The 23813-nt window shown below is 53.5% G+C and carries 17 protein-coding genes and 1 pseudogene; 7 read left to right on the top strand and 11 right to left on the bottom strand.

Annotated elements, in window-relative coordinates; translation table 11 throughout:
* The first annotated feature begins 4 nt into the window (after positions 1-4).
* Together aceF and lpdA are read left to right on the top strand one after the other, a co-directional pair.
* Positions 5-1912 carry a pyruvate dehydrogenase complex dihydrolipoyllysine-residue acetyltransferase gene (gene aceF, locus CHU32_RS16630; RefSeq protein ID WP_103677986.1) on the top strand — a complete coding sequence of 636 codons (1908 nt, stop codon included), beginning with the start codon at positions 5-7 and terminating at the stop codon, positions 1910-1912.
* 196 nt (positions 1913-2108) lie between these two features.
* Positions 2109-3533 carry a dihydrolipoyl dehydrogenase gene (gene lpdA / locus CHU32_RS16635; protein WP_103677985.1) on the top strand — a complete coding sequence of 475 codons (1425 nt, stop codon included), beginning with the start codon at positions 2109-2111 and terminating at the stop codon, positions 3531-3533.
* 247 nt (positions 3534-3780) lie between these two features.
* Here the strand turns inward: lpdA and CHU32_RS16640 are convergent, their stop codons facing one another.
* Positions 3781-4581, bottom strand: a complete 801-nt coding sequence (locus tag CHU32_RS16640; RefSeq protein ID WP_103677984.1) for a DUF2950 family protein — start codon at positions 4579-4581, stop codon at positions 3781-3783.
* Between the two features lie 10 nt (positions 4582-4591).
* A complete protein-coding gene (locus tag CHU32_RS16645) occupies positions 4592-6481 on the bottom strand; it encodes a DUF3300 domain-containing protein (protein ID WP_103750888.1) in 1890 nt (629 codons plus the stop codon).
* Between the two features lie 394 nt (positions 6482-6875).
* On the opposite strand from CHU32_RS16645, the gene acnB reads away from it, so the two are divergent.
* Positions 6876-9473, top strand: coding sequence for a bifunctional aconitate hydratase 2/2-methylisocitrate dehydratase (acnB, locus tag CHU32_RS16655; RefSeq protein ID WP_103750889.1), 2598 nt, complete (start codon positions 6876-6878; stop codon positions 9471-9473).
* A 78-nt stretch (positions 9474-9551) separates the two neighbouring features.
* Here the strand turns inward: acnB and CHU32_RS28610 are convergent.
* The 4 genes and pseudogenes from CHU32_RS28610 to CHU32_RS16670 all read right to left on the bottom strand — a co-directional run.
* A pseudogene (locus CHU32_RS28610) lies at positions 9552-9827 on the bottom strand (DUF4424 family protein); the annotation flags it as partial.
* A 692-nt stretch (positions 9828-10519) separates the two neighbouring features.
* Positions 10520-10645: a hypothetical protein gene (locus tag CHU32_RS28800; protein ID WP_256098368.1), complete on the bottom strand. Its 126-nt coding sequence runs from the start codon at positions 10643-10645 to the stop codon at positions 10520-10522.
* A gap of 38 nt (positions 10646-10683) precedes the next feature.
* Complete coding sequence (locus CHU32_RS16665; protein WP_103677979.1) at positions 10684-11013, bottom strand: low molecular weight protein tyrosine phosphatase family protein; 330 nt, start codon at positions 11011-11013, stop codon at positions 10684-10686.
* A complete protein-coding gene (locus CHU32_RS16670) occupies positions 10991-11233 on the bottom strand; it encodes a hypothetical protein (protein ID WP_103677978.1) in 243 nt (80 codons plus the stop codon). Before CHU32_RS16670 ends, CHU32_RS16665 begins: the two co-directional genes overlap by 23 nt.
* A 260-nt stretch (positions 11234-11493) precedes the next feature.
* Between CHU32_RS16670 and yacL the strand changes: the two genes are divergently transcribed.
* The 3 genes from yacL to CHU32_RS16685 all read left to right on the top strand — a co-directional run bounded on the left by yacL (position 11494) and on the right by CHU32_RS16685 (position 16488).
* Positions 11494-11856, top strand: a complete 363-nt coding sequence (gene yacL, locus CHU32_RS16675) for a protein YacL (protein WP_103678032.1) — start codon at positions 11494-11496, stop codon at positions 11854-11856.
* 238 nt (positions 11857-12094) lie between these two features.
* Entirely contained in the window at positions 12095-15172 is a 3078-nt protein-coding gene (locus CHU32_RS16680; RefSeq protein WP_103750890.1) for a beta-galactosidase, read from the top strand.
* 53 nt (positions 15173-15225) lie between these two features.
* Positions 15226-16488 carry an MFS transporter gene (locus CHU32_RS16685; RefSeq protein ID WP_103677976.1) on the top strand — a complete coding sequence of 421 codons (1263 nt, stop codon included), beginning with the start codon at positions 15226-15228 and terminating at the stop codon, positions 16486-16488.
* A 98-nt stretch (positions 16489-16586) separates the two neighbouring features.
* On the opposite strand, the gene speD is transcribed toward CHU32_RS16685, so the two are convergent.
* From speD to CHU32_RS16700, 3 genes are all read right to left on the bottom strand, one after another.
* The gene (gene speD / locus CHU32_RS16690) at positions 16587-17381 is read right to left on the bottom strand and encodes an adenosylmethionine decarboxylase (RefSeq protein WP_103677975.1); all 795 of its coding nucleotides are present in this window, start codon (positions 17379-17381) and stop codon (positions 16587-16589) included.
* 20 nt (positions 17382-17401) lie between these two features.
* Positions 17402-18262 carry a polyamine aminopropyltransferase gene (gene speE / locus CHU32_RS16695; protein ID WP_103677974.1) on the bottom strand — a complete coding sequence of 287 codons (861 nt, stop codon included), beginning with the start codon at positions 18260-18262 and terminating at the stop codon, positions 17402-17404.
* A gap of 114 nt (positions 18263-18376) precedes the next feature.
* Complete coding sequence (locus tag CHU32_RS16700; RefSeq protein WP_103677973.1) at positions 18377-18724, bottom strand: YacC family pilotin-like protein; 348 nt, start codon at positions 18722-18724, stop codon at positions 18377-18379.
* A gap of 142 nt (positions 18725-18866) precedes the next feature.
* Here CHU32_RS16700 and cueO point away from each other — a divergent pair, with 142 nt between their 5' ends.
* Entirely contained in the window at positions 18867-20453 is a 1587-nt protein-coding gene (gene cueO / locus CHU32_RS16705) for a multicopper oxidase CueO (protein ID WP_103677972.1), read from the top strand.
* A 797-nt stretch (positions 20454-21250) separates the two neighbouring features.
* Here cueO and CHU32_RS16710 read toward each other — a convergent pair.
* On the bottom strand, positions 21251-21943 hold the full coding sequence (locus CHU32_RS16710; protein WP_103678031.1) for a response regulator: 693 nt from the start codon (positions 21941-21943) through the stop codon (positions 21251-21253).
* Complete coding sequence (locus tag CHU32_RS16715; RefSeq protein WP_103677971.1) at positions 21933-23558, bottom strand: ATP-binding protein; 1626 nt, start codon at positions 23556-23558, stop codon at positions 21933-21935. Before CHU32_RS16715 ends, CHU32_RS16710 begins: the two co-directional genes overlap by 11 nt.
* Positions 23559-23813: the final 255 nt, after the last annotated feature.

Genomic DNA, 23813 nt, shown 5'->3' on the forward strand with positions numbered 1-23813 from the left:
AAACATGGCTATCGAAATCAATGTACCGGACATCGGGGCTGATGAAGTTGAAATCACCGAAATCCTGGTCAAAGTGGGCGACAAGGTTGAAGCTGAGCAGTCGCTGATCACCGTAGAAGGCGACAAAGCCTCAATGGAAGTCCCGTCTCCGCAGGCGGGCGTTGTGAAAGAGATCAAAGTCTCTGTCGGCGACAAAACCGAGACCGGTAAACTCATTATGATTTTCGATTCCGCCGACGGTGCAGCTGATGCTGCACCTGCTAAGGCAGAAGAGAAAAAAGAAGAGCCGAAAGCAGCTGCTCCGGCAGCGGCAGCGGCAGCGGCGGCTAAAGACGTTAACGTACCTGACATCGGTGGTGACGAAGTTGAAGTCACAGAGATCATGGTTAAGGTTGGCGATAAAGTTGAAGCTGAGCAGTCCCTGATCACCGTAGAAGGCGATAAAGCCTCTATGGAAGTTCCGGCACCGTTCGCAGGCACCGTAAAAGAAATCAAAATCAACACCGGCGACAAAGTGTCTACCGGTTCACTGATTATGGTCTTCGAGGTGGAAGGCGCAGCACCGGCGGCAGGCGAAGCCAAACCGCAGGTGAAAGAAGAAGCGGCCTCTGCACCGGCAGCAGCGGCGGGCGCGAAAGACGTCAATGTTCCGGATATCGGCGGCGACGAAGTTGAAGTCACCGAAGTGATGGTAAAAGTTGGCGATAAAGTTGAAGCTGAACAGTCGCTGATCACCGTTGAAGGCGACAAAGCCTCTATGGAAGTCCCGGCACCTTTCGCAGGCACCGTGAAAGAGATCAAAATCAACACCGGCGACAAAGTGTCTACCGGCTCGCTGATTATGGTCTTTGAAGTGGAAGGCGCAGCCCCGGCAGCACCTGCGGCTAAGCAGGAAGCGGCAGCCCCGGCTCCGGCCGCGAAAGCGGACAAACCGGCAGCCGCCCCGGCTGCGAAAGCTGAAGGCAAAACCGAGTTCGCTGAAAACGACGCTTACGTCCATGCCACTCCGCTGATCCGCCGCCTGGCGCGCGAGTTCGGTGTGAACCTGGCGAAAGTAAAAGGAACGGGCCGTAAAGGTCGTATCCTGCGTGAAGACGTTCAGGCTTACGTGAAAGACGCTATCAAGCGCGCTGAATCTGCACCTGCTGCTGCCGCTGGCGGTGGTATCCCTGGCATGCTGCCATGGCCGAAAGTGGACTTCAGCAAGTTTGGTGAAATCGAAGAAGTCGAACTGGGCCGCATCCAGAAAATCTCTGGCGCGAACCTGAGCCGTAACTGGGTAATGATCCCGCACGTTACGCACTTCGACAAAACGGATATCACCGATCTGGAAGCGTTCCGTAAACAGCAGAACGCCGAAGCTGAGAAGCGTAAACTGGACGTGAAATTCACCCCGGTAGTCTTCATCATGAAAGCGGTGGCCGCGGCGCTTGAGCAGATGCCTCGCTTCAACAGCTCGCTGTCTGAAGATGCACAGCGCCTGACGCTGAAGAAATACATCAACATCGGTGTCGCAGTAGATACTCCGAATGGCCTGGTGGTTCCGGTCTTTAAAGACGTGAACAAGAAGAGCATCACCGAGCTGTCTCGTGAACTGACGACCATCTCCAAAAAAGCGCGTGATGGCAAGCTGACCGCTGGCGAAATGCAGGGCGGTTGCTTTACCATCTCCAGCATCGGCGGCCTGGGCACCACCCACTTCGCGCCGATCGTTAACGCGCCGGAAGTGGCTATCCTCGGTGTGTCTAAGTCCGCGATGGAGCCGGTCTGGAATGGTAAAGAGTTTACGCCGCGTCTGATGATGCCGATCTCTCTGTCCTTCGACCACCGGGTGATTGACGGTGCTGATGGTGCGCGCTTTATCACCATCATCAATAACATGCTGAGCGACATTCGCCGCCTGGTGATGTAATGAAAAAGCCGGCCTGACGGCCGGCTTTTTTCTGGTAATCTCATAAGGTTTGTGCGGTTACTGGTGAAAGCGAGTTTTCGTGAGCCGTTTGTTGTTTCAAAATTGTTAACAATTTTGTAAAATACGGGCGGATAGAACGTCCCGGTGGATGAAGGGCGACAGTACCTGGACTGCCGGAAATCAATAAGAGGTCATGATGAGTACTGAAATTAAAACTCAGGTCGTGGTACTTGGGGCAGGCCCCGCAGGTTACTCTGCCGCCTTCCGTTGCGCTGATTTAGGTCTGGAAACCGTCATTGTTGAACGTTACAACACCCTTGGCGGTGTTTGTCTGAACGTGGGCTGTATCCCTTCTAAAGCGCTGCTGCACGTAGCAAAAGTTATCGAAGAAGCCAAAGCGCTGGCTGAACACGGCATCGTCTTTGGTGAGCCGAAAACCGATATCGACAAGATTCGTACCTGGAAAGAAAAAGTTATCAACCAGCTGACCGGCGGTCTGGCGGGTATGGCTAAAGGCCGTAAAGTCAAAGTCGTTAACGGTCTGGGTAAATTTACCGGCGCTAACACGCTGGAAGTTGAAGGTGAAAACGGCAAAACCGTGATCAACTTCGACAATGCGATCATTGCCGCTGGCTCCCGTCCGATCCAGCTGCCGTTTATTCCGCATGACGATCCGCGCGTGTGGGATTCCACTGATGCCCTGGAGCTGAAATCAGTTCCGGAACGTCTGCTGGTCATGGGCGGCGGTATCATTGGCCTGGAAATGGGCACCGTTTATGATGCGCTGGGTTCGCAGATTGACGTAGTTGAAATGTTCGACCAGGTGATCCCGGCGGCGGATAAAGACATCGTTAAAGTCTTTACCAAACGCATCAGCAAGAAATTCAACCTGATGCTGGAAACCAAAGTGACTGCGGTTGAAGCCAAAGAAGACGGTATCTACGTTTCTATGGAAGGCAAAAAAGCCCCGGCGGAGCCGCAGCGTTATGACGCGGTGCTAGTCGCTATCGGTCGTGTTCCGAACGGTAAAAACCTTGACGCAGGCAAAGCGGGCGTAGAAGTGGATGACCGTGGCTTTATCCGCGTGGATAAACAGCTGCGCACCAACGTGCCGCACATCTTTGCTATTGGCGATATCGTCGGTCAGCCGATGCTGGCGCACAAAGGCGTTCACGAAGGTCACGTTGCCGCTGAAGTCATCGCCGGTAAAAAACACTACTTCGACCCGAAAGTGATCCCGTCCATCGCCTACACTGAACCAGAAGTGGCATGGGTTGGCCTGACTGAGAAAGAAGCGAAAGAAAAAGGCATCAGCTATGAAACCGCCACCTTCCCGTGGGCTGCTTCTGGCCGTGCTATCGCCTCCGACTGCGCCGACGGTATGACCAAACTGATTTTCGACAAAGAAACGCACCGGGTGATCGGTGGCGCGATTGTCGGCACCAACGGCGGCGAGCTGTTGGGTGAAATCGGTCTGGCAATCGAAATGGGCTGTGACGCAGAAGACATCGCGCTGACCATTCACGCGCACCCGACGCTGCATGAATCCGTGGGCCTGGCGGCAGAAGTGTTCGAAGGTAGCATCACTGACCTGCCGAACCCGAAAGCGAAGAAAAAGTAATTCTGTAACGATAGCTGTTGTGAATTAGCCGTTCTTTTTTACATTAGCTGTTTGAAGGGAGAAGAGTCGAATCTTCTCCCTTTTTTTATGCTGTGGCGACAGGGTACAGTGCTTTACAGACGCAAGGCGAATCAGGTACCAATCGGAACAGCCTTTTCGCAGCGCGCCACTTATCCTTCACGCGAGGCGTGTCGTCTTATCCGGTTTATTATGTTGACCCCGTCAGCCCTCTTATTTACCACTTATTTTACTGATCCACTGCCTGCCAGCCCGCTTGCGGGGCAAAATGCGTTATGGACTGCGTCTGCGTTTCCGTCTGTGCGCCCAGATTGGCCTGATAAACCCGGTCCTGCATATCAACCATAAAACTCATTATGCCCGTTTTCCCCCATGCTACAGGCCAGGCGATCAGCGCGACGCCATTATTGTCTTCACCGTCTGACAAAATACGGAAATGGTAACCATGATAGCCATCGCCCGGCTGATTGCTAAAGGCGGGGCCGAGCGGGCTGGGATCTTCACCCGGCTTGACTGGCCAGTACAGACCATCTTGTTGGCCTTCACTGCTTACCAGCTTATGCGCCCACATTTTCTTCTGCTGGAAATATTCATTTTCAGCATCAACCCAGGCATGCATCGCTTCGATTGCGCCCAGTTCATTGCGTCCGATGGTTCGGGTCAGGATCTCATCGGCTGCTGCAGGCATGTCAAACTGCCAGCCAGCCTCGGTTTTGGTCAGCGGTACAGGCAACTGCCAGTTCTCCACACCCACATTAATATGGGCAGTGTTATCTGTCTGATCGATATGATGGCGGGTTTTCCAGTCGCGCAGAAAACGGGCTACAGCCTGTGGATCAACGCCTTCTGGTGGGAAATAACTCTGCCAGTCGTCACCCAGCAGCTGTTGCAGGGCATCTTGATCATGAGATGTGACGGCAGTGACCAGCGTTTCGGCGGCCTGCTCGGGCGTATTAAATGCTTGTTGAGCTTGGGCCACTGCGGGCAACACCAGCAAAATCAACGCCCTGAGCATCGGTAATGGTTTCATCTATTCCCCCTTAATGATGACGACGTTCGGCGACGCGTTCGCGAACGGCTGAACGTTGCTCGCTGCTGAGACGATTTTCCAGTCGGCGGCTTTCGTTACCCCGGTTCTGCTGCGATCGCCATGAAGGCGAGCGGCTATCGTTGCCACTCAGTGCATTCGCCCGTCGTTGCTGGACGTTTTCCCGCCGCTCCTGACGTTGTTCCGGTGTTGACGAATTCAGCCGTTGCTGAACGTTGTCCCGCCGCTCCTGACGTTGTTCCGGTGTTGACGAATTCAGCCGCTGCTGGACGTTTTCCCGCCGCTCCTGACGTTGCTCAGATGTCGTAGAGCTCAGGCGTTGCTGGACATTTTCCCGCCGCTCCTGACGATGTTCGGGCGTTGACGAATTCAGCCGCTGCTGGACATTTTCCCGCCGCTCCTGACGTTGTTCGGGCGTTGACGAATTCAGCCGCTGCTGAACGTTGTCCCGCCGCTCCTGACGTTGCTCAGATGTCGTAGAGCTCAGGCGTTGCTGGAGGTTTTCCCGTGCCTGCTGACGCTGCGCCTGCGTTGACGTGTTCAGACGCTGCTGGGCATTGTCACGCAGTTGCTGGCGCTGATCTGGCGTCGTGTTGGCAAGGTTTTGCTGAAGTTGCATTCTGGCTGCGTCACGCTGCGTGTTACTGGTGTCATAGCCACGATAGTTATTACGTTGTGCAATTTGTTCAAGCTGCTTTGAGGCGGCCTGGCGCTGTGTATCCCGGCTGGCAGTAGCCGCAGACTGAGGAAGGGACTTACCTGTTTTTTCCTGCAGCTGCGTTAGTGCGGTCTGCCTTTGGGTAGCACGGCTGTCGGGGGACGCCGTTGCGCTTAATCCACCGCTGACATTGACCGGATGCGCATTATTAATGTAGGGCACGCCGTTACGATAAGCCGGATTATGCTGCCAGATACGGGTATTGTCGGTGAGATGCTCGCCGGTGATACGGTTGTAATTATTGACGTTGATATTGATGTTATCGCCATTATGGATATAGCCACCGTTGTGGTAATCATGATCGTCATGGTGGTGGTCATCGTCATCATGGTGATGATGATCATCATGATCCCAGTCGATACTGCTGAACAATGCGTAGGTGGTTGCCACACCGAGGCTATAACCGAACCCTTTCACAAAGCTGCTGGCAAACTGCTCGCCGGGAGGTGGCGGCAGATAGACGGGGGGATAGGTGGTATTAGGCCAGCTACCGTAGACGGTCGTCGGATTGTAAGTGGGAATATAAACGACCTGCGGATCTGCCGGCTCGATTTTAATTATTGTCCGTGGTGTGGAGTGAATGACGGTCGTGGTTCCATTTTGCGCAGTGCTGGCAACGGTTGATTCACTGGTCACCTTTTGCTGTGGCGTCGTCTTCAGCGTCCCTGTCTGCTGCGCCAGCGCACGCAGTTTCTGCACTGAATCCATCACATCTTGCGGCTGTGCCAGGAAAGCATTTCCCAGATTTTCTACCCACTGTGGGTCCTGGCCCATCAGCGCCACCAGTTGTGGAAAGGCCACCAGCGACTTCACGCTGGCATCCCAGGGCTGATTACTTACGGCTTTAATGGCCGCATCGCCCTGCAGAGTGGGGTGATCTTTCGACCATTGTACCGCTTGTACCACACTGGCCGGATAGGTTGATGCCATCAGTACCTGCGAGAGCAGGGCATCCGGATAAAGGGCTATGGGCGCTACCCATTGGTCAATTTGCGCGGGTGTAAAGGTGGCTGCGGCAGCAGGCGCGGGCACAGAATCAGGTACTGTCTCGCTGACGCTGGTCGTTACAGGACTGCGGCTTTTAACGTAAAGCACCCCGGATGCCGCAAACAATCCCAGGCTGCACGCTAAAGCGATAACGTGTGGCTTAAACGGCAATGTCATTTTTGTCTCCCGGCATCTATTGATACCCGTCAGTAAAGAGAGCCGCGCCGAATGGCGTAAGCAATGGCAGGAGTATATTCCCCGGCCTGATTGTTTTTTGACGTAAACAGGGATCGACCCTTAAGTTGGCAGGATCTGGACAAATAGAGTGTATACAAACATTGCGGCGGATATATTTTTACCCGCCAGAAAGCAGATTTTGCCTGCGCTAAACTCCTTTTCACGATTCAGCAACTATTTAATGTTGCTTTTTTGTAAACAGATTAACACCCCGCTAAAATCCTGCTATTCTGCCCGTTGCGGTACCGGGCATTTACCCTACAAACTGCTGTCTCACAGGAGCGTGAAGAGAATCGCCTGCCGCACTATGACAATGAGAGCGAGGAGAACCGTCGTGCTAGAAGAATACCGTAAGCACGTAGCTGAGCGTGCCGCTGAAGGGATTGTAGCGAAGCCCTTAGATGCAACCCAGATGGCCGGGTTAGTTGAGCTGCTGAAGAATCCGCCCGCGGGCGAAGAAGAATTCCTGTTAGACCTGTTAATTAATCGCGTGCCGCCAGGCGTTGATGAAGCCGCTTATGTTAAAGCCGGCTTCCTGGCCGCTGTCGCCAAAGGCGAAGCCCACTCTCCGCTGGTCACGGCGGAAAAAGCCGTTGAACTGCTGGGCACGATGCAGGGCGGTTATAACATTCATCCGCTGGTTGAAGCGCTGGACAATGACGCGCTGGCCCCGCTGGCAGTGAAAGCACTTTCCCATACTCTGTTGATGTTCGATAACTTTTACGACGTCGAAGAAAAAGCTAAAGCGGGCAATTTGCACGCGCAGCAAGTCATGCTCTCCTGGGCGAATGCCGACTGGTTCCTGAGCCGTCCACAGCTTGCGGAAAAAATTACCGTTACCGTCTTTAAAGTGACCGGTGAAACCAACACCGACGATCTCTCCCCGGCACCGGATGCCTGGTCGCGCCCGGATATTCCGCTGCACGCGCTGGCAATGCTGAAAAACGCCCGCGACGGCATTTACCCGGACAAACCGGGTAGCATTGGCCCGATCCAGCAGATCGAAGCGTTACAGCAAAAAGGCTTCCCGCTGGCCTACGTCGGCGATGTGGTCGGCACCGGTTCGTCACGTAAATCCGCGACTAACTCAGTATTGTGGTTTATGGGCGACGACATTCCGCACGTGCCGAACAAACGCGGCGGTGGTCTGGTTCTCGGCGGTAAAATCGCGCCAATCTTCTTTAACACCATGGAGGATGCGGGCGCGCTGCCGATTGAAGTGGATGTATCCGCCCTGAACATGGGTGACGTGATTGACGTATACCCGTTCAAAGGTGAAGTGCGCAATCACGAAACCGACGAACTGCTGGCGACCTTTGAACTGAAAACCGACGTGCTGATTGACGAAGTGCGCGCGGGCGGCCGTATTCCACTGATTATCGGCCGCGGCCTGACGACCAAAGCGCGTGAAGCGCTGGGCCTGCCGCACAGCGACGTGTTCCGCAGCGCGAAACCGGTAGAGGCCAGCAACAAAGGCTTCTCGCTGGCACAAAAAATGGTTGGCCGTGCCTGCGGTACAGCAGGCGTGCGTCCCGGTGAATATTGCGAACCGAAAATGACCTCGGTCGGCTCCCAGGACACTACCGGCCCGATGACCCGCGACGAGCTGAAAGACCTGGCCTGCCTGGGCTTCTCGGCTGACCTGGTGATGCAGTCCTTCTGTCACACCGCCGCCTATCCGAAGCCGGTGGATGTGACCACGCACCATACGCTGCCAGACTTTATTATGAACCGTGGCGGCGTATCGCTGCGTCCGGGCGACGGCATCATCCACTCGTGGCTGAACCGCATGCTGCTGCCGGATACCGTCGGCACCGGCGGCGACTCCCATACCCGCTTCCCGGTCGGCATTTCCTTCCCGGCAGGCTCCGGGCTGGTAGCGTTTGCCGCCGCCACCGGCGTCATGCCGCTGGATATGCCGGAATCGGTGCTGGTGCGTTTTAAAGGCACCATGCAGCCGGGCATCACCCTGCGCGATCTGGTTCATGCCATCCCGCTGTATGCCATTCGTCAGGGGCTGCTGACTGTTGAGAAGAAGGGCAAGAAAAACATCTTCTCCGGTCGCATTCTGGAAATCGAAGGGCTGCCGGATCTGAAAGTTGAGCAGGCTTTTGAGCTGGCTGACGCCTCCGCCGAGCGTTCGGCGGCAGGCTGTACCATCAAGCTGGATAAAGCACCGATCACCGAGTACCTGACCTCCAACATCGTGCTGCTGAAGTGGATGATCGCTGAAGGTTACGGCGACCGCCGCACTCTGGAGCGTCGTATTCAGGGAATGGAAAAATGGCTGGCCGATCCACAGTTGCTGGAGGCCGATGCCGATGCGGAATATGCTGCCGTGATCGAGATCGATCTGGCTGATATTCACGAGCCGATCCTCTGCGCGCCGAACGATCCGGACGATGCGCGTCTGCTTTCAGACGTGGCGGGTGAGAAGATCGACGAAGTGTTTATTGGCTCCTGCATGACCAACATTGGTCACTTCCGTGCAGCGGGCAAGCTGCTGGATGCGCATCAGGGCCAGTTGCCAACCCGCCTGTGGGTGGCCCCGCCAACCCGAATGGACGCGGCGCAGCTGACGGAAGAAGGCTATTACAGCATCTTTGGCAAAAGCGGTGCGCGGGTGGAAATCCCCGGCTGCTCGCTGTGCATGGGTAACCAGGCGCGGGTGGCGGACGGCGCGACGGTGGTCTCCACCTCCACCCGTAACTTCCCGAACCGCTTAGGCACCGGTGCCAATGTCTACCTCGCCTCGGCGGAACTGGCGGCGGTGGCGGCACTGATTGGTCGCCTGCCAACGCGCGAAGAGTATCTGAACTCCGTAGCGCAGGTCGATAAGACGGCGGTGGATACCTATCGTTATCTGAACTTCGATCAGCTTGAGCAGTATACCGAAAAAGCGGATGGGGTTATTTTCCAGACCGCGGTGTAAGTTGTCACGCTGGCCCGGTTTATCCGGGCCAGCTTTTACCTGTGATATGGAATTATAATAAAAATGGATGTTCAGGTTTTCGCCAGGCTTAACGCTTTTCTGCTTAAATTCCAGTGTCAACGGATTAATTGGTTTTAACGGGTAGCGGAAACAGGGAACGACCACGTCACTTTCACTGTTTTTGTGAATACGCAGGGTGAAATCGCCAATCACGCCAACTTTCCAGTTCGCGCCGGTTTTCAGTATATATTGCAGAACGCTCCAGCCGATGTTGCCGCTGCCATCCCTATTTCTGAATTTTGTTCCTGCATCCAGTTGTTTTAACGCCTTACGCGTGGCGGGCTTCAGACATTCATCGCCGTTATGTAGGTGGCTGAATCTGCCGGGTGCTACCTTTTGCTTTTCGACGGCTAAGCAGCAGTAAAAAAAGGACTACGCCATATCCCATTAAGCATGCAAAACACATCAAAATAACGCGAAGAGGGTGGTAGCTATACCATAAATAGAACATGTAAATATTAATTGCGCCAATCATAAATAAGGATTTATTGATTTTTAAGAAAGCGCAAGAAAACACGCCAGGAATAATAATGCAATTCATGTAGAACATGACAAAACCCAGCGTAACGCCTCGGCTTTGTGGGCTAAAATGGGCCATGTACCCTGCGTATCCCAGGTGATGTACCAGCACGACAACCAGGCATCCTGAAAATGCTATCGCGGTATGAATAATAATTCTTTTATGTTTCTCAAATATCATATTGATTTAGATTATGAAATTAATCGGCAATAGCCGATGTTTTATTCATCAAAGTTATAAAATGTGACGACTACATTCTTATCGGGCTCAGAAACTTTCTGCTAAGATTGTGGCTTGTGGCGGCAATTGGCATTGAAAATCATAACTAAATTATTATGATGTCGCTGCGTAAGTATGTGTAAAATCGCCTACCGATAATTTTTCATGATCCTGTGCTTCCTGCGCACAAAACCCCATACCATATGGCACGCTTAATATTACTTAACAGATACGTATCCGCCCGGAATTACAGACGCATACCAAAATTCCCTTTCTTTTGGCGCAAAAGTGCGCCGTCCCACATTTTCATTTGCTGTTCGTAAGTGACTTCGCTAGCGTTCTCATCATAATAATGAGTTTCTGTTCTGCTCATTATTATCCCCAGCGCCATTAGCATGGTAATCAACAGTGTCAGTCATTAATCCCCAGCACCTCAGGCACCAGTTCTTCAAGTTGCGTGACCAGCGCTGGGTCCATATAGCGATAGTCGTCGGGGATATCGAGGATGTGCAGGGGCTTATTTTCAAGCAGACGAGGGTATTCCGCCATTAACCGGTCTTTATGTTTCTGCTCCATAACACAGATAACATCTGCCCAGCGAAGCAGGTCGTGGGAGACGCGTTTTCTGGCATTGCGGCTGGTGCCAGCGGAACGGACGCTCAGCGCTGGATAGCGGCGGAACACCTGTTCCGCCGTAGGGCTTCGCCATTGATTACGACTACATATGAAAAGCACATTCACAGCATAAATACTCTTCCAGACCGCGCTTCACCAGCTGCTGGTTTGTGAGTCGTGGGTACTCAATTCCCAATTGTGCGGCACGCAATACCTTGTCGGAACGCGTGTACAGCATCTTCCAGTTTTTTTCGCCACGAAAACGTAACAGCGCAGTATGAACATCGCGGGACTTATTGCGCCGTTTTTGCGCCATGCGCCAGTCCCGGTTACGGGTTATATCCATTATTTTTCTCTCTCAGAATGATCGGGTTCAGCAGCCGCGATAATACGGAGAGAGCGGACGTCAGGATTTTACTGCTTTATGGCGTAGTGAACCATCTGTTTATGGCGGTGTACTTACCAGGAAACGGGCGCATGCAGCCGTTTTTCAGGTCTTTTATTTCATTCCTTCAGCCCGTCCCGCTGTTTTTCTTTCCCCTTACTGCGATAATTAGCCTATCGGCAATGCAGCAGTGGCGCATTGTGACAGCAGAGGAACACATTATGGAATACGAATTTTTGCGCGACGTTACCGGAGGGGTAAAGGTGCGTATGTCGATGGGCCACGAAGTAGTAGGGCACTGGTTTAACGAAGAAGTGAAAGAAAACGTTGCCCTGCTCGATGAAGTGGAACAGGCGGCACAGGCGGTCAAAGGCAGCGAACGCTCATGGCAGCGGACCGGGTATGAATACACGCTGTGGATGGATGAGGAAGAGGTAATGATCCGTGCCAACCAGCTTGAATTCTCCGGCGACGAGATGGAGGAGGGCATGAACTATTACGACGAAGAGAGCTTATCCCTGTGCGGCGTCGAAGACTTTTTGCAGGTGGTAGCAGCCTACCGGGCTTTTATACAACAGAAATAAGCACTTGCCGTCTTCAGAGGCGACCTCCGCGCCAAAAAGGGGCTTTTCCTGACCCGGATAAGCCCCTGACGCGGTCGGTTTCGCCGCTGTCGTCCTGCCTTTTCATCGCCTGCCAATCCATGAATTAGTTTGAACCGGCTCACTAAATTTCAACCTCATCCTTTACGTAAATCGTTGTTCCACGCTATACGTTATTAAAATTGTGAGCGAATAACATTTTTTCGTAAAGGATACGACAATGAGCACAGGACATGATTCACTGGCCGCTGTACTGGCGCGGCGGGACTGGGAAAACCCCGGGGTAACGCAACGTAATCGGCTGGCGGCACATCCGCCATTTCACAGCTGGCGCTGTACAGAAGACGCGCAACGTAATGAAGCATCCAGTCATATGATCAGCCTGAACGGAGACTGGAAATTCGCCTGGTTTCCCTCGCCGGAAGCGGTGCCGGAGAGCTGGGTGCTAACTGACCTCCCGGATGCCGATACCATCAGCGTGCCGTCCAACTGGCAAATGCTGGGCTACGATGCCCCCATCTATACCAATGTTACCTATCCGATTGCGGTCAATCCTCCTTTTGTGCCAGCCGAAAACGCCACTGGTTGTTACTCGCTCACATTTAATGTCGACGACAGCTGGTTAGAGGACGGACAAACACGGGTCATTTTCGACGGCGTGAACTCTGCGTTTCACCTGTGGTGCAACGGTCGCTGGGTGGGGTACGGGCAGGATAGCCGGCTTCCCTCGGATTTCGACCTCAGCACGTATTTACAGGCCGGGGAAAACCGTCTGGCGGTACTGGTATTGCGCTGGAGCGACGGAACGTATCTGGAAGATCAGGATATGTGGCGGATGAGCGGGATTTTTCGCGATGTCTCGCTATTACATAAACCGACAACGCAAATTGCGGATTTTCATATTCGCACGCATTTTAATAGCGAATATACCCGCGCCCGACTGGAGGCAGAAGTTCGAATTGCCGGACATCTTCAGGATGATTTACAGGTTGAACTGCATTTGTGGAAAGGGGCGTCGCTCATCGGGCAGACGATTTCCGGGCTGGGAAGCGAGGCGATTGATGAGCGTGGGTGCTATGCCGAACGTACTACGCTGTGCCTGAACGTAGATGAACCAGCGCTGTGGAGCGCAGAGACGCCTGACCTTTATCGGGCGGTGATCCAGCTCCGTGCCGCCAGCGGCGATCTGATTGAGGCGGAAGCCTGCGACGTGGGGTTCCGCGATGTCAGAATTGAAAATGGTCTGCTGAAACTTAACGGGAAACCGCTGCTCATTCGCGGCACCAATAGGCATGAACATCACCCGGAGCGCGGACAGGTGATGGATCGCGAAACCATGATCCGGGATATCGTGCTGATGAAGCAGAATAACTTCAACGCCGTGCGTTGTTCGCACTATCCTAATCACCCGCTGTGGTACACCCTGTGCGACCAGTACGGCCTGTATGTGGTGGACGAAGCCAATATTGAAACCCACGGAATGGTGCCCATGAATCGCCTGACCAGCGATCCAGACTGGCTACCGGCGATGAGCCAGCGCGTCACGCGCATGGTGCAGCGCGATCGTAACCATCCGAGTATTATTATCTGGTCGCTGGGCAATGAATCCGGGCATGGGAATAACCATGACGCGCTCTATCGCTGGCTTAAATCGGAAGATCCGAGCCGTCCGGTCCAGTATGAGGGCGGCGGGGCCGATAGCGCCGCCACGGATATTATCTGCCCGATGTATGCCCGCGTTGATCAGGAGCAGCCGTTCCCGGCGGCATCAAAATGGTCAATCAAACGGTGGCTTTCTTTACCCGGAGAGCAACGCCCGCTCATTCTTTGTGAATATGCGCACGCGATGGGTAACAGCTTTGGCGGCTTCGCCAAATACTGGCAGGCGTTCCGTCAGTTCCCTCGCCTGCAGGGAGGCTTTGTCTGGGACTGGGTGGATCAATCGTTGATTAAGTATGATGAAAACGGCAACCCCTGGTCCGCCTACGGCGGTGATTTTTGCGACACGCCAAACGATCGGCAGTTCTGTATGAACGGGCTGGTATTTGCCGATCGCACGCCGCATCCGTCGTTGCATGAAGCTAAACATGAGCAGCAATTTTTCCAGTTCCGCCTGCTGGCAGGCGAAAAATATTCTATTGAAGTGCTCAGCGAATATCTGTTCCGCCACAGTGATAACGAAATTCTTCACTGGACCTTCTCCCTTGACGGCACCTCATTGGCCAGCGGAGAAGTCGCGCTGGATATTGCACCACAGGGACGTCAGGTTATTACGCTGCCAGATATTCCTGCGCCGCAGACCGCAGGCCAGCGCTGGCTGACAGTACGCGTTGAACAGCCGCGGGCGAGCGCATGGTCGCAGGCCGGTCATATTAGCGCGTGGCAGCAGTGGGCGCTGGAAGAAACACTTAGCGTGCAGCAAGCGCCGCGAGCCAGCGACGCGCCAGCACTGGCAACCGACGACAATACCTTTTGCGTTACCCTTGGCGATAAGCGCTGGCAATTCTGCCGTCAGCAGGGCTGGCTGACGCAGTTCTGGCGCAATGATGAAGCACAACTGTTGACGCCGCTTCGCGATCAATTCACGCGTGCGCCACTGGATAACGACATTGGCGTCAGCGAAGCGACGCGTATCGATCCCAATGCCTGGGTGGAGCGCTGGAAGGCAGCAGGGCACTACCGCATGGAGCCGGCGCTGTTGCACTGTAGTGCAGATAAGCTTGCGGATGCGGTATTGATCACCACCGCCCATGCCTGGCAATATCAGGGGGCAACGCTGTTTATCAGTCGTAAAACCTACCGGATAGATGGCCACGGAAAAATGCAGATCGATGCCGGAGTGGATGTCGCCAGCGGCACGCCGCATCCGGCGCGTATTGGTCTGAGCTGTCAACTTGCTCAGGTGAATGAATGCGTGAACTGGCTGGGGTTAGGGCCGCATGAAAACTATCCCGACCGTCTGAGCAGCGCCTGTTTTGATCGCTGGGAACTACCGCTGGAGGCCATGTACACGCCGTATGTCTTCCCGAGTGAAAATGGCCTGCGTTGTGGTACCCGTCAACTGTGTTATGGCGCGCATCAGTGGCGCGGAGATTTTCAGTTTAATATCAGCCGCTACAGCCAGCGGCAATTGATGGAGACCAGCCACCGTCATTTGTTACAGGCAGAGGCCGGGACCTGGCTTAATCTTGATGGCTACCATATGGGAGTCGGCGGCGACGACTCCTGGAGTCCTTCGGTGTCGCCGGAATTTCAGCTGAGCGCCCGTCATTATAACTACCAGATTATCTGGGAATAAAAATACGTCAATCGGGCAGGTTCACCTGCCCTTTTTTGCGCAAGGAAATCATTATGTATTATTTAAAGAATACGAATTTCTGGATGTTCGGCTTTTTCTTCTTTTTCTATTTTTTTATTATGGGAGCTTATTTCCCTTTTTTCCCCATTTGGCTGCATGACATTAACCATATCAGCAAAGGGGATACTGGGGTTATTTTTGCCTGTATTTCCTTGTTCTCGCTGCTTTTTCAGCCTGTATTTGGCCTGATGTCTGATAAACTCGGTTTACGCAAACACCTGCTGTGGGTTATTACCGGTATGTTGGTCATGTTTGCCCCGTTCTTTATCTATGTGTTTGGGCCGCTGTTACAGTTTAATATTTTACTTGGCTCAATCGTCGGAGGAATTTACCTCGGCTTTATCTATAACGCGGGTGCGCCAGCGATTGAAGCCTATATTGAAAAAGCGAGTCGACGTAGCCAGTTTGAATTTGGCCGTGCACGGATGTTTGGCTGTGTAGGCTGGGCGCTCTGTGCGTCAATTGTGGGCGTCATGTTTACGATTAACAACGAGTTCGTTTTCTGGCTCGGCTCGGCCTGCGCCGTTATTCTGGCGTTATTACTCTTCTTCTCTCGCACGGATGCCTCTCCTTCCGTTATCGTTGCGGATGCTGTAGGCGCGAATGCACCGGCATTCAGCATCAAGCTGGCACTGGAGTTGTTCAAACAGCCAAAGCTGTGGTTCCTTTCACTGTATGTTGTCGGCGTGTCCTGCACGTATGATGTTTTTGACCAGCAATTTGCCAACTTCTTTACCTCGTTTTTTGCCACGGGAGAGCAGGGGACACGCGTATTCGGCTATGTGACGACGATGGGCGAACTCCTTAACGCCTGCATTATGTTTTTCGCCCCGCTTATTGTGAACCGTATTGGTGGCAAGAACGCCTTGCTGTTGGCAGGGGCGATCATGTCAGTGCGTATTATCGGCTCTTCTTTTGCGACGTCCGCCGTCGAAGTGGTGATCCTCAAAACTCTGCATATGTTTGAGATCCCTTTCCTGATTGTCGGCTGCTTTAAATACATCACCAGCCAGTTTGAGGTCCGCTTCTCCGCCACGATTTATCTGGTGTGCTTCTGCTTTTTCAAACAGCTGGCGATGATGTTCATGTCGGTACTGGCGGGCAATATGTATGAAAAAATTGGTTTCCAGGGGGCTTATATGGTGTTGGGACTGATTGCGCTTACCTTTACGCTTATCTCCGTTGTTACATTAAGTGGCGCAGGGCCGCTGGCATTTATGCGGTCGGCGCAAACAAAAAGCGCCGGGCATTATTAGCGCAGAGGGCTGGCCAACGCGGTGAAATAGGGATTGGCCCGATAGCCTGACGCAATGAGCAAGGCGGCAAAAAAAGCGCCACCTTGCTTACTGCGTATTTACACCGCAGGAATATTGCGGCCGTAGTAAATCTCGCGCATCTCTTTCCACAGCAGATCGGTAATTACCTTGCGTTCGTCTGCCGTCAAATCTTCCGGACGGGTATGGAACATATAGTGCTTAAGATCGAATTCCTTAAGCAGCATTTTGGTATGGAAGATATTTTCCTGATAAACGTTCACGTCCATCATGTCATACAGCGACTTCATGTCCTCGGACATAAAGTTCTGGATAGAATTGATCTCATGATCGATAAAGTGCTTCATACCGTTGATATCGCGGGTAAAGCCGCGCACGCGGTAGTCGACGGTCACAATGTCAGACTCCAGCTGGTGAATTAAATAATTCAGCGCCTTAAGCGGAGAAATGACACCGCAGGTGGAGACTTCAATATCCGCGCGGAAGGTACATAATCCGGCTTCCGGGTGGCTTTCCGGGTAGGTGTGAACGCAGATATGGCTTTTATCCAGATGAGCCACCACCGCTTCAGGCAGCGGGCCGGGATGCTCGGTTTTATCAATCAGCTGTGGATCGACCGGCTCTTCGCTGACCAGGATGGTTACGCTGGCACCCTGCGGTTCATAATCCTGGCGGGCGACGTTAAGGATATTCGCGCCGATAATTGAGCAGGTCTCCGACAGGATCTCGGTCAGGCGGTTGGCATTGTAGAGTTCATCGATATAGGCAATGTAACCATCGCGCTCTTCTGCTGTTTTAACGTAGCAGATATCGTAAATACAAAAACTCAGGCTTTTGGTCAGATTGTTAAAGCCATGCAGCTTCAGTTTTTTCAATTTTTATCACCCCCTTAGAATCACTGTGCGGACAGTGCGTCGTGCAAATATTGTGGCAGGGCAAAGGCTGCCGTATGAATGGCCGGATTATAGTAGCGGCAGGTGAGTCCGGCCTGATGGAAGCGGGCCTGAATAATTTCAGTGGATAGCGTGCGCAGAGCCTCGTTATCGGTCGCCCAGGCAAAGGTCATGATGCCGCCGTAGTAGGTCGGGATCGCCGCCTGGTAAAAGCTCACGTCGCTGAAATACTGGCTCAGCTTGCGGTGGCTGCCGATGGCTTCATCCTGTTGCAGAAAGCACACACCGTTCTGGGCAACGAAGATGCCGCCGGAGTTCAGGCAGCGTTTGCAGCCTTCGTAGAAGGCCGAGGTAAACAGGCTTTCTCCGGGACCAACCGGATCGGTGCAGTCGGAGATGATCACATCAAAGGTTTGCGCGGTCTGATTAACAAAGTTCACCCCATCGTCGATCACCAGCGTAAAACGCGGATCGTCATACGCACCGGCATTATGGTTGGGTAAATACTGACGGCAAAATGAGACCACGCCTTCGTCGATTTCCACCATCGTGATGGTCTCAATGTGTTTATGCCGCGAGACTTCACGCAGCATCGCGCCATCACCACCGCCGATGATGAGGACATGCTTCGTGTGGCCGTGTGCCAGCAGCGGGACGTGGGTCATCATCTCGTGATAAATAAATTCATCGCGCTCGGTGGTCTGTACCACACCGTCCAGCGCCATTACGCGGCCAAAGGCGGCGTTTTCGAATATGATCAGATCCTGGTGATCGGTTTTCTCATGGTAGAGAACGTTATCAACGGCAAAGTACTGACCAAACTGGTCGTGCAGCGTTTCGTGCCACGTGTTGTTATCGGTCATGTCATTCTCCCTTATTAACACCCATGAAAAATGGGCGCAACATAATAGCTAACATTGACCGGGTATGCACGGTCAATGTTTCACCACAAAGAGAATGAGTATAGCGAAGGGAGATTATTTAACGTAGGCGAGAAGGCTCAGCGAATCTTTCGCCAGCGCTTTACATTTTTTGGCGGTGGGAATACTGATGCCGCTCAGATCGCGATAGCTGTCTTCACCCAGCGCCTTCATATTATAGGTTTCGTAATTACTCAGATCCCACTGATTCTGCTGAGCAAAGAAAAGCAGCGCCCGACGAATTTGGGTATTCGGTAAGTTCTGGTAACCGCAGTCATTTTTCAGAAATACAAACACGGCGGTCAGATCGGCCATATCTTCAGCTTCAGATTCGCTGAGGGCATAGCTGTTCGTGGATAACGCTAACAGAACCCCAAGAACTATTGTTCTGAAAAAAGTCTTCATTATTTCTACCACTGCTTACGGAAATGCAACGTTAGCACACCTGAGTATGGGGCGTGAACTTAATTATTACGCTTGTGCTTGACGTTCCGGTTAGGGGAGGGTTTAAGCTCATAAACCGCCTGCTGAAGATGAGGAAGAGACTATGCAACGCCGCGATTTTTTAAAATATTCCGCTGCAATTGGCGCGTTCAGTGCACTGCCTTTCTGGAGTCGAGGTGCCCTTGCCGCCGAACGTCCGGCGCTGCCAATCCCGGCGTTGTTAACGGCTGACGCACGCAATCGTATCAGGCTCATCGTTCAGGAGGGCAAATCAACCTTTGGCAGCTTCACCACTCAGACGTGGGGCTATAATGGATCGTTGCTCGGCCCGGCGATTAAACTACGTCAGGGGAAAGCTGTTACCGTCGATATTCATAATACGCTCTCCGGGGAGACTACCGTCCACTGGCACGGGCTGGAAGTCCCCGGTTCGGTGGACGGTGGTCCCCAGGGCGTGATAAAAGCCGGGGAATCGCGCCAGGTCACTTTTACGCCCACCCAGCGGGCGGCGACCTGCTGGTTCCACCCGCATCAGCACGGAAAAACGGGACATCAGGTGGCGATGGGCCTGGCGGGGCTGGTGCTGATTGAAGATGATGACAGTCGTCAGTTGCGTCTGCCGCAGCAGTGGGGCATTGACGATGTGCCGGTGATTATGCAGGACAAACGCTTTACGGGCAGCGGCGAGATTGACTATCAGCTGGATATCATGACCGCCGCCGTCGGCTGGTTTGGTGACACACTGCTGACCAACGGTGCCCGTTACCCGCAGCACGCGGCTCCGCGCGGCTGGCTGCGGTTGCGGCTTTTGAACGGCTGTAACGCCCGTTCGCTTAACGTCACAACCAGCGATAAGCGGCCGCTATATGTGATCGCCAGCGACGGTGGGTTGCTGGCGGAGCCGGTGAAGGTAACAGAATTACCGATGCTGGTGGGTGAACGTTTTGAAGTGCTGGTCGATACTCAGGACGGTAAGCCATTCGACCTGCTGACGCTTGCGGTGGATCAGATGGGAATGACGGTCGCACCGTTTGACCAGCCGCAGCCAGTGCTACGTGTGCAGCCGCTGCGCATCGCCGCCTCGGGAACGCTGCCGGACTCGCTGGTCAACGTGCCTGCGCTGCCCGCGCTGGATGCCCTTACCCGGCGTCAATTTCAGCTTTCCATGGACCCGATGCTCGACATGATGGGCATGCAGGCGCTGCAACAGAAATATGGCGCACAGGCAATGGGTGGGCGTAGTCACAGCGAGATGAGTCATGGCAAGATGGCTCACGGGGAGATGAATCATGCAGACATGGATCACAGCAATAGGGGGCAGATGCAGCACGGTGGGCACGGTTTTGATTTCCATAACGCCAACCGGATTAACGGCAAAGCCTTTGATATGACCACACCGCTGTTTGCCGCGCAAAAAGGACAGTTCGAGCGCTGGGTGATTTCCGGTGAAGGCGACATGATGCTGCATCCGTTCCATATCCACGGTACCCAGTTCCGTATTCTCTCCGAGAATGGCCGCCCGCCCGCCGCGCACCGTTCAGGCTGGAAGGATACGGTCAACGTGGACGGCGCGGTGAGCGAGGTGCTGGTGCGTTTCGATCATGACGCGCCAAAAGAGTTTGCTTATATGGCGCATTGTCACCTGCTGGAGCACGAAGACACCGGGATGATGATGGGCTTCACGGTGTAGCCCGTACCCCGTCGCCCGGTGGCGCTGCGCTTACCGGGCCTACAGTAGGATGCAGGTTATTAATAGTGTACGACCGTAGGCCGGATAAGGCGCAGCCGCCATCCGGCAGGCCAGTGGCAGATGGTTGACGCCCGTACCGTAAGGCGCAGGTTATTAATAGTGTACGACCGTAGGCCGGATAAGGCGCAGCCGCCATCCGGCAGGCCAGTGGCAGATGGTTGACACCCGTACCGTAAGGCGCAGGTTATTAATAGTGTACGACCGTAGGCCGGATAAGGCGCAGCCGCCATCCGGCAGGCCAGTGGCAGATGGTTGACGCCCGTACCGTAAGGCGCAGGTTATTAATAGTGTACGACCGTAGGCCGGATAAGGCGCAGCCGCCATCCGGCAGGCCAGTGGCAGATGGTTGACACCCGTACCGTAAGGCGCAGGTTATTAATAGCGTACGAACGTAGGCCGGATAAGGCGCAGCCGCCATCCGGCAGGCCAGTGGCAGATAGTTGACGCCCGTACCGTAAGGCGCAGGTTGTTAATAGCGTACGAACGTAGGCCGGATAAGGCGCAGCCGCCATCCGGCAGGCCAGTGGTAGATGGTTGACGCCCGTACCGTAAGGCGCAGGTTGTTAATAGTGTACGAACGTAGGCCGGATAAGGCGCAGCCGCCATCCGGCAGGCCAGTGGTAGATGGTTGACGCCCGTACCGTAAGGCGCAGGTTGTTAATAGTGTACGAACGTAGGCCGGATAAGGCGCAGCCGCCATCCGGCATTACCCGGCATCAGGCCGCGTGCGGCCTGATTTACCCTGCCGCGCGCTTATACATCCGTCGCGGATGGCCGATTTTGCCGTACAGCATCTCAACGCGTAAATACCCGGTCTCCACACAGTGTTCAAGGTAACGCCGGGCGGTGGTTTTGCTTAACCCGGTTTCGCTGACTACCTCATCAACCGAAAAACAGTACGTCGCCCGATCGTTAAACAGTTGCTGTACGCGGGCCAGGGTATTCTCCTCAATCCCCTTACTGCTGTTATCCAGACGAAAATTTTTAGCCTGTAGCTGATAGAGGGAATCTACGTTTTGTTGATCGACAATTTTCCACACCCGCTGCTGCTCGGCAAATTGTACAAAGCGTTCCAGCGACTGGCTGAGGCGCTTCCATGATACCGGTTTAAGAATATAGTCGAACGCGCCGTTGCGAATGGCCTGGCTACAGGTATCCATGTCGCTGGCGGCGGTGATAAAAATCACCGTACAGTTTGCGCTCAGCAGCAAAGGATGGCTAATCAGCGTGATGCCTTTACCATCTGGCAGATAATTATCCAGCAGTACCAGTTGCGGCTGGAGGGCAGTCAGTTTTTCCTGCGCCTCGGCCAGTGAGGCTGCAATCCCGACCAGCCGCAGGCGAGGGTGCTTATTGATTAAATCGGCATGAAGCCGGGCCAGTGTCGGTTCATCCTCAATAATAAGGACGTCAATAAGTTCATGTTGCATCATGAGTCACTTCCAGTTCCTGGGTAGGGTGCCGGGCGGGAATAAATAATGAGAAAATAGCACCACGCGGTGCGTTATCGGCCACTTCGACCGCACCGCCCGCCTGGGTCACATAACTTTCTATCAGGTACAGCCCAATCCCGTGATCGCCACGGGTTTTGGTGGTCATGCCGCGCTCAAAAATTCGCTCGCGGATCTCTGGTTTGATACCGACGCCGCGATCGGCCACCTCAATAATCAGTTCGCTGGCGCTGAGGGTAATCAGCACTTCCACCGGCTCATGGGGAAGCGGAGCACGCTGGGTGGCTTCAATCGCGTTATCGAGCAGGTTGCCGATAATGGAAATGAGTTCAGCTTCTGCCAGGCCGGTAAAAGGTCTGTCCATCCGACAGGCAGGATCAAAGTTTAGCTCCACACCTTTTTCCCGCGCACGGGCCGCTTTTCCTAAAAGCAGGCCGCACAGCGTCGGTGAACTAAAGCGCGAGGAGATAAAATCCAGCAGTTCCTGCGCGTGTTCCGACTGGGCCTGAATATAGCGGATGGCCTCATCGTAGCGCCCCATATGCAGCAGGCCGGAAAGGGTCGTCATCCGGTTAAGCTGCTCATGCCGCATAATGCGCAGGTTATCCACGTAACGTTTTACCTGGCTTAACTGCGCGCTCAGCGAGTCAATTTCATTGCGATCGCGAAAGGTGATCACCCAGCCCTGCAATGCACCTTCCAGCATGATACGAATGCGACTGGCAATCACCGTCAGATCGTTGAAACGGCAAATCTCATCGTGTGTATCTTTTGTCAGCAAGGTCCGGGAGGCGAAAAATGGTACCGGGGTAATTACCTGGCTGATAAGCTGACCGCGCAGTTCGCGCGCAGGCTGGCTTAAGCCAAGCAATTTCCTTGCCGCCTGGTTGATCACTTCAATGCGCATCTGACTATCAATGGCAATCACGCCCTCATAAATCGATTCCATCATCGCCTTTTGCTGGCGTACCAACAGGCCGATTTCGCGGGGTTCGAGAGAGAAAATTTGCTTTTTGATGCTGCGGGTAAAAAACCAGGAGAAAACAAACAGGGCGACCAGAAGCAGCGCGGCAGCAATCAGAATGTTGATCATCTTACTGACGGTGATGGTATCGAGATAACTGGTGAGATAGCCTACCGACACAATGCCGACTACCTGACCTGCGGCATTAAATATCGGCGCTTTGCTGCGTAGCGAAATGCCCAGCCCGCCCTTACGAATCGTCGTCGTGCTCTTACCCTTTAGCACCTCTTCGTTATCGCCGCCCACAAGCGTGGTGCCGACGCGATCGGCATAGACCGAATGAAAGAGATGCACACCTTTATTATCGCCAATCACAATAAAACTGGCATCGCTGTGTGCCGCTATTTTCTGCATGAAAGCATGGAGCGCCGGGATATCTTTTTGCGCCGTCATCGCGGGCAGTCCGGGAATAAGCGCAATTTCCTCAGCCTGTATTTTGGCGCGTATGCTCATTTCCTGATAAAGCTGGCGACCAACGTCGATATAATAATAGCTACCCAGCAAAACAAAAAGCACTGAGAAAAAAGCCACCAGCGAAATAAACAGTTTTATCTGAAAGGATAATTTCATTAGTCTCACGCGCGATAGCCATAAAGAAATGTAATGTATCATCTTTCTGGGCCACGTCATGCATTTTACCGGAAACTTGTGATCCCTTGCACAGCCTGTCTGATGCGGTTTAAACTCGAAATGGTATTTTAAAATTCACAACAAAATAGATGTTATTTAATTGTTCGATTTGGAAAAGAAACCATAAAAACCACGCCAATAAATAAGAGTTAAATCACACCCGGTAAATAAAACCATTAAAACCATAGATGCCAT

Origin of the sequence: Superficieibacter electus (genome assembly GCF_002915575.1) — a bacterium.
GTDB lineage: Bacteria > Pseudomonadota > Gammaproteobacteria > Enterobacterales > Enterobacteriaceae > Superficieibacter > Superficieibacter electus.

Bases quoted from the DNA above. Each gene is read 5' to 3' on its own strand.
- aceF (WP_103677986.1), top strand. From the start codon at position 5: ATGGCTATCGAAATCAATGTACCGGACATCGGGGCTGATGAAGTTGAA.
- lpdA (WP_103677985.1), top strand. From the start codon at position 2,109: ATGAGTACTGAAATTAAAACTCAGGTCGTGGTACTTGGGGCAGGCCCC.
- CHU32_RS16640 (WP_103677984.1), bottom strand. From the start codon at position 4,581: ATGAAACCATTACCGATGCTCAGGGCGTTGATTTTGCTGGTGTTGCCC.
- CHU32_RS16645 (WP_103750888.1), bottom strand. From the start codon at position 6,481: ATGACATTGCCGTTTAAGCCACACGTTATCGCTTTAGCGTGCAGCCTG.
- CHU32_RS28800 (WP_256098368.1), bottom strand. From the start codon at position 10,645: ATGAGCAGAACAGAAACTCATTATTATGATGAGAACGCTAGCGAAGTC.
- CHU32_RS16670 (WP_103677978.1), bottom strand. From the start codon at position 11,233: ATGGATATAACCCGTAACCGGGACTGGCGCATGGCGCAAAAACGGCGC.
- yacL (WP_103678032.1), top strand. From the start codon at position 11,494: ATGGAATACGAATTTTTGCGCGACGTTACCGGAGGGGTAAAGGTGCGT.
- CHU32_RS16680 (WP_103750890.1), top strand. From the start codon at position 12,095: ATGAGCACAGGACATGATTCACTGGCCGCTGTACTGGCGCGGCGGGAC.
- CHU32_RS16685 (WP_103677976.1), top strand. From the start codon at position 15,226: ATGTATTATTTAAAGAATACGAATTTCTGGATGTTCGGCTTTTTCTTC.
- speE (WP_103677974.1), bottom strand. From the start codon at position 18,262: ATGACCGATAACAACACGTGGCACGAAACGCTGCACGACCAGTTTGGT.
- CHU32_RS16700 (WP_103677973.1), bottom strand. From the start codon at position 18,724: ATGAAGACTTTTTTCAGAACAATAGTTCTTGGGGTTCTGTTAGCGTTA.
- cueO (WP_103677972.1), top strand. From the start codon at position 18,867: ATGCAACGCCGCGATTTTTTAAAATATTCCGCTGCAATTGGCGCGTTC.
- CHU32_RS16710 (WP_103678031.1), bottom strand. From the start codon at position 21,943: ATGCAACATGAACTTATTGACGTCCTTATTATTGAGGATGAACCGACA.
- CHU32_RS16715 (WP_103677971.1), bottom strand. From the start codon at position 23,558: ATGAAATTATCCTTTCAGATAAAACTGTTTATTTCGCTGGTGGCTTTT.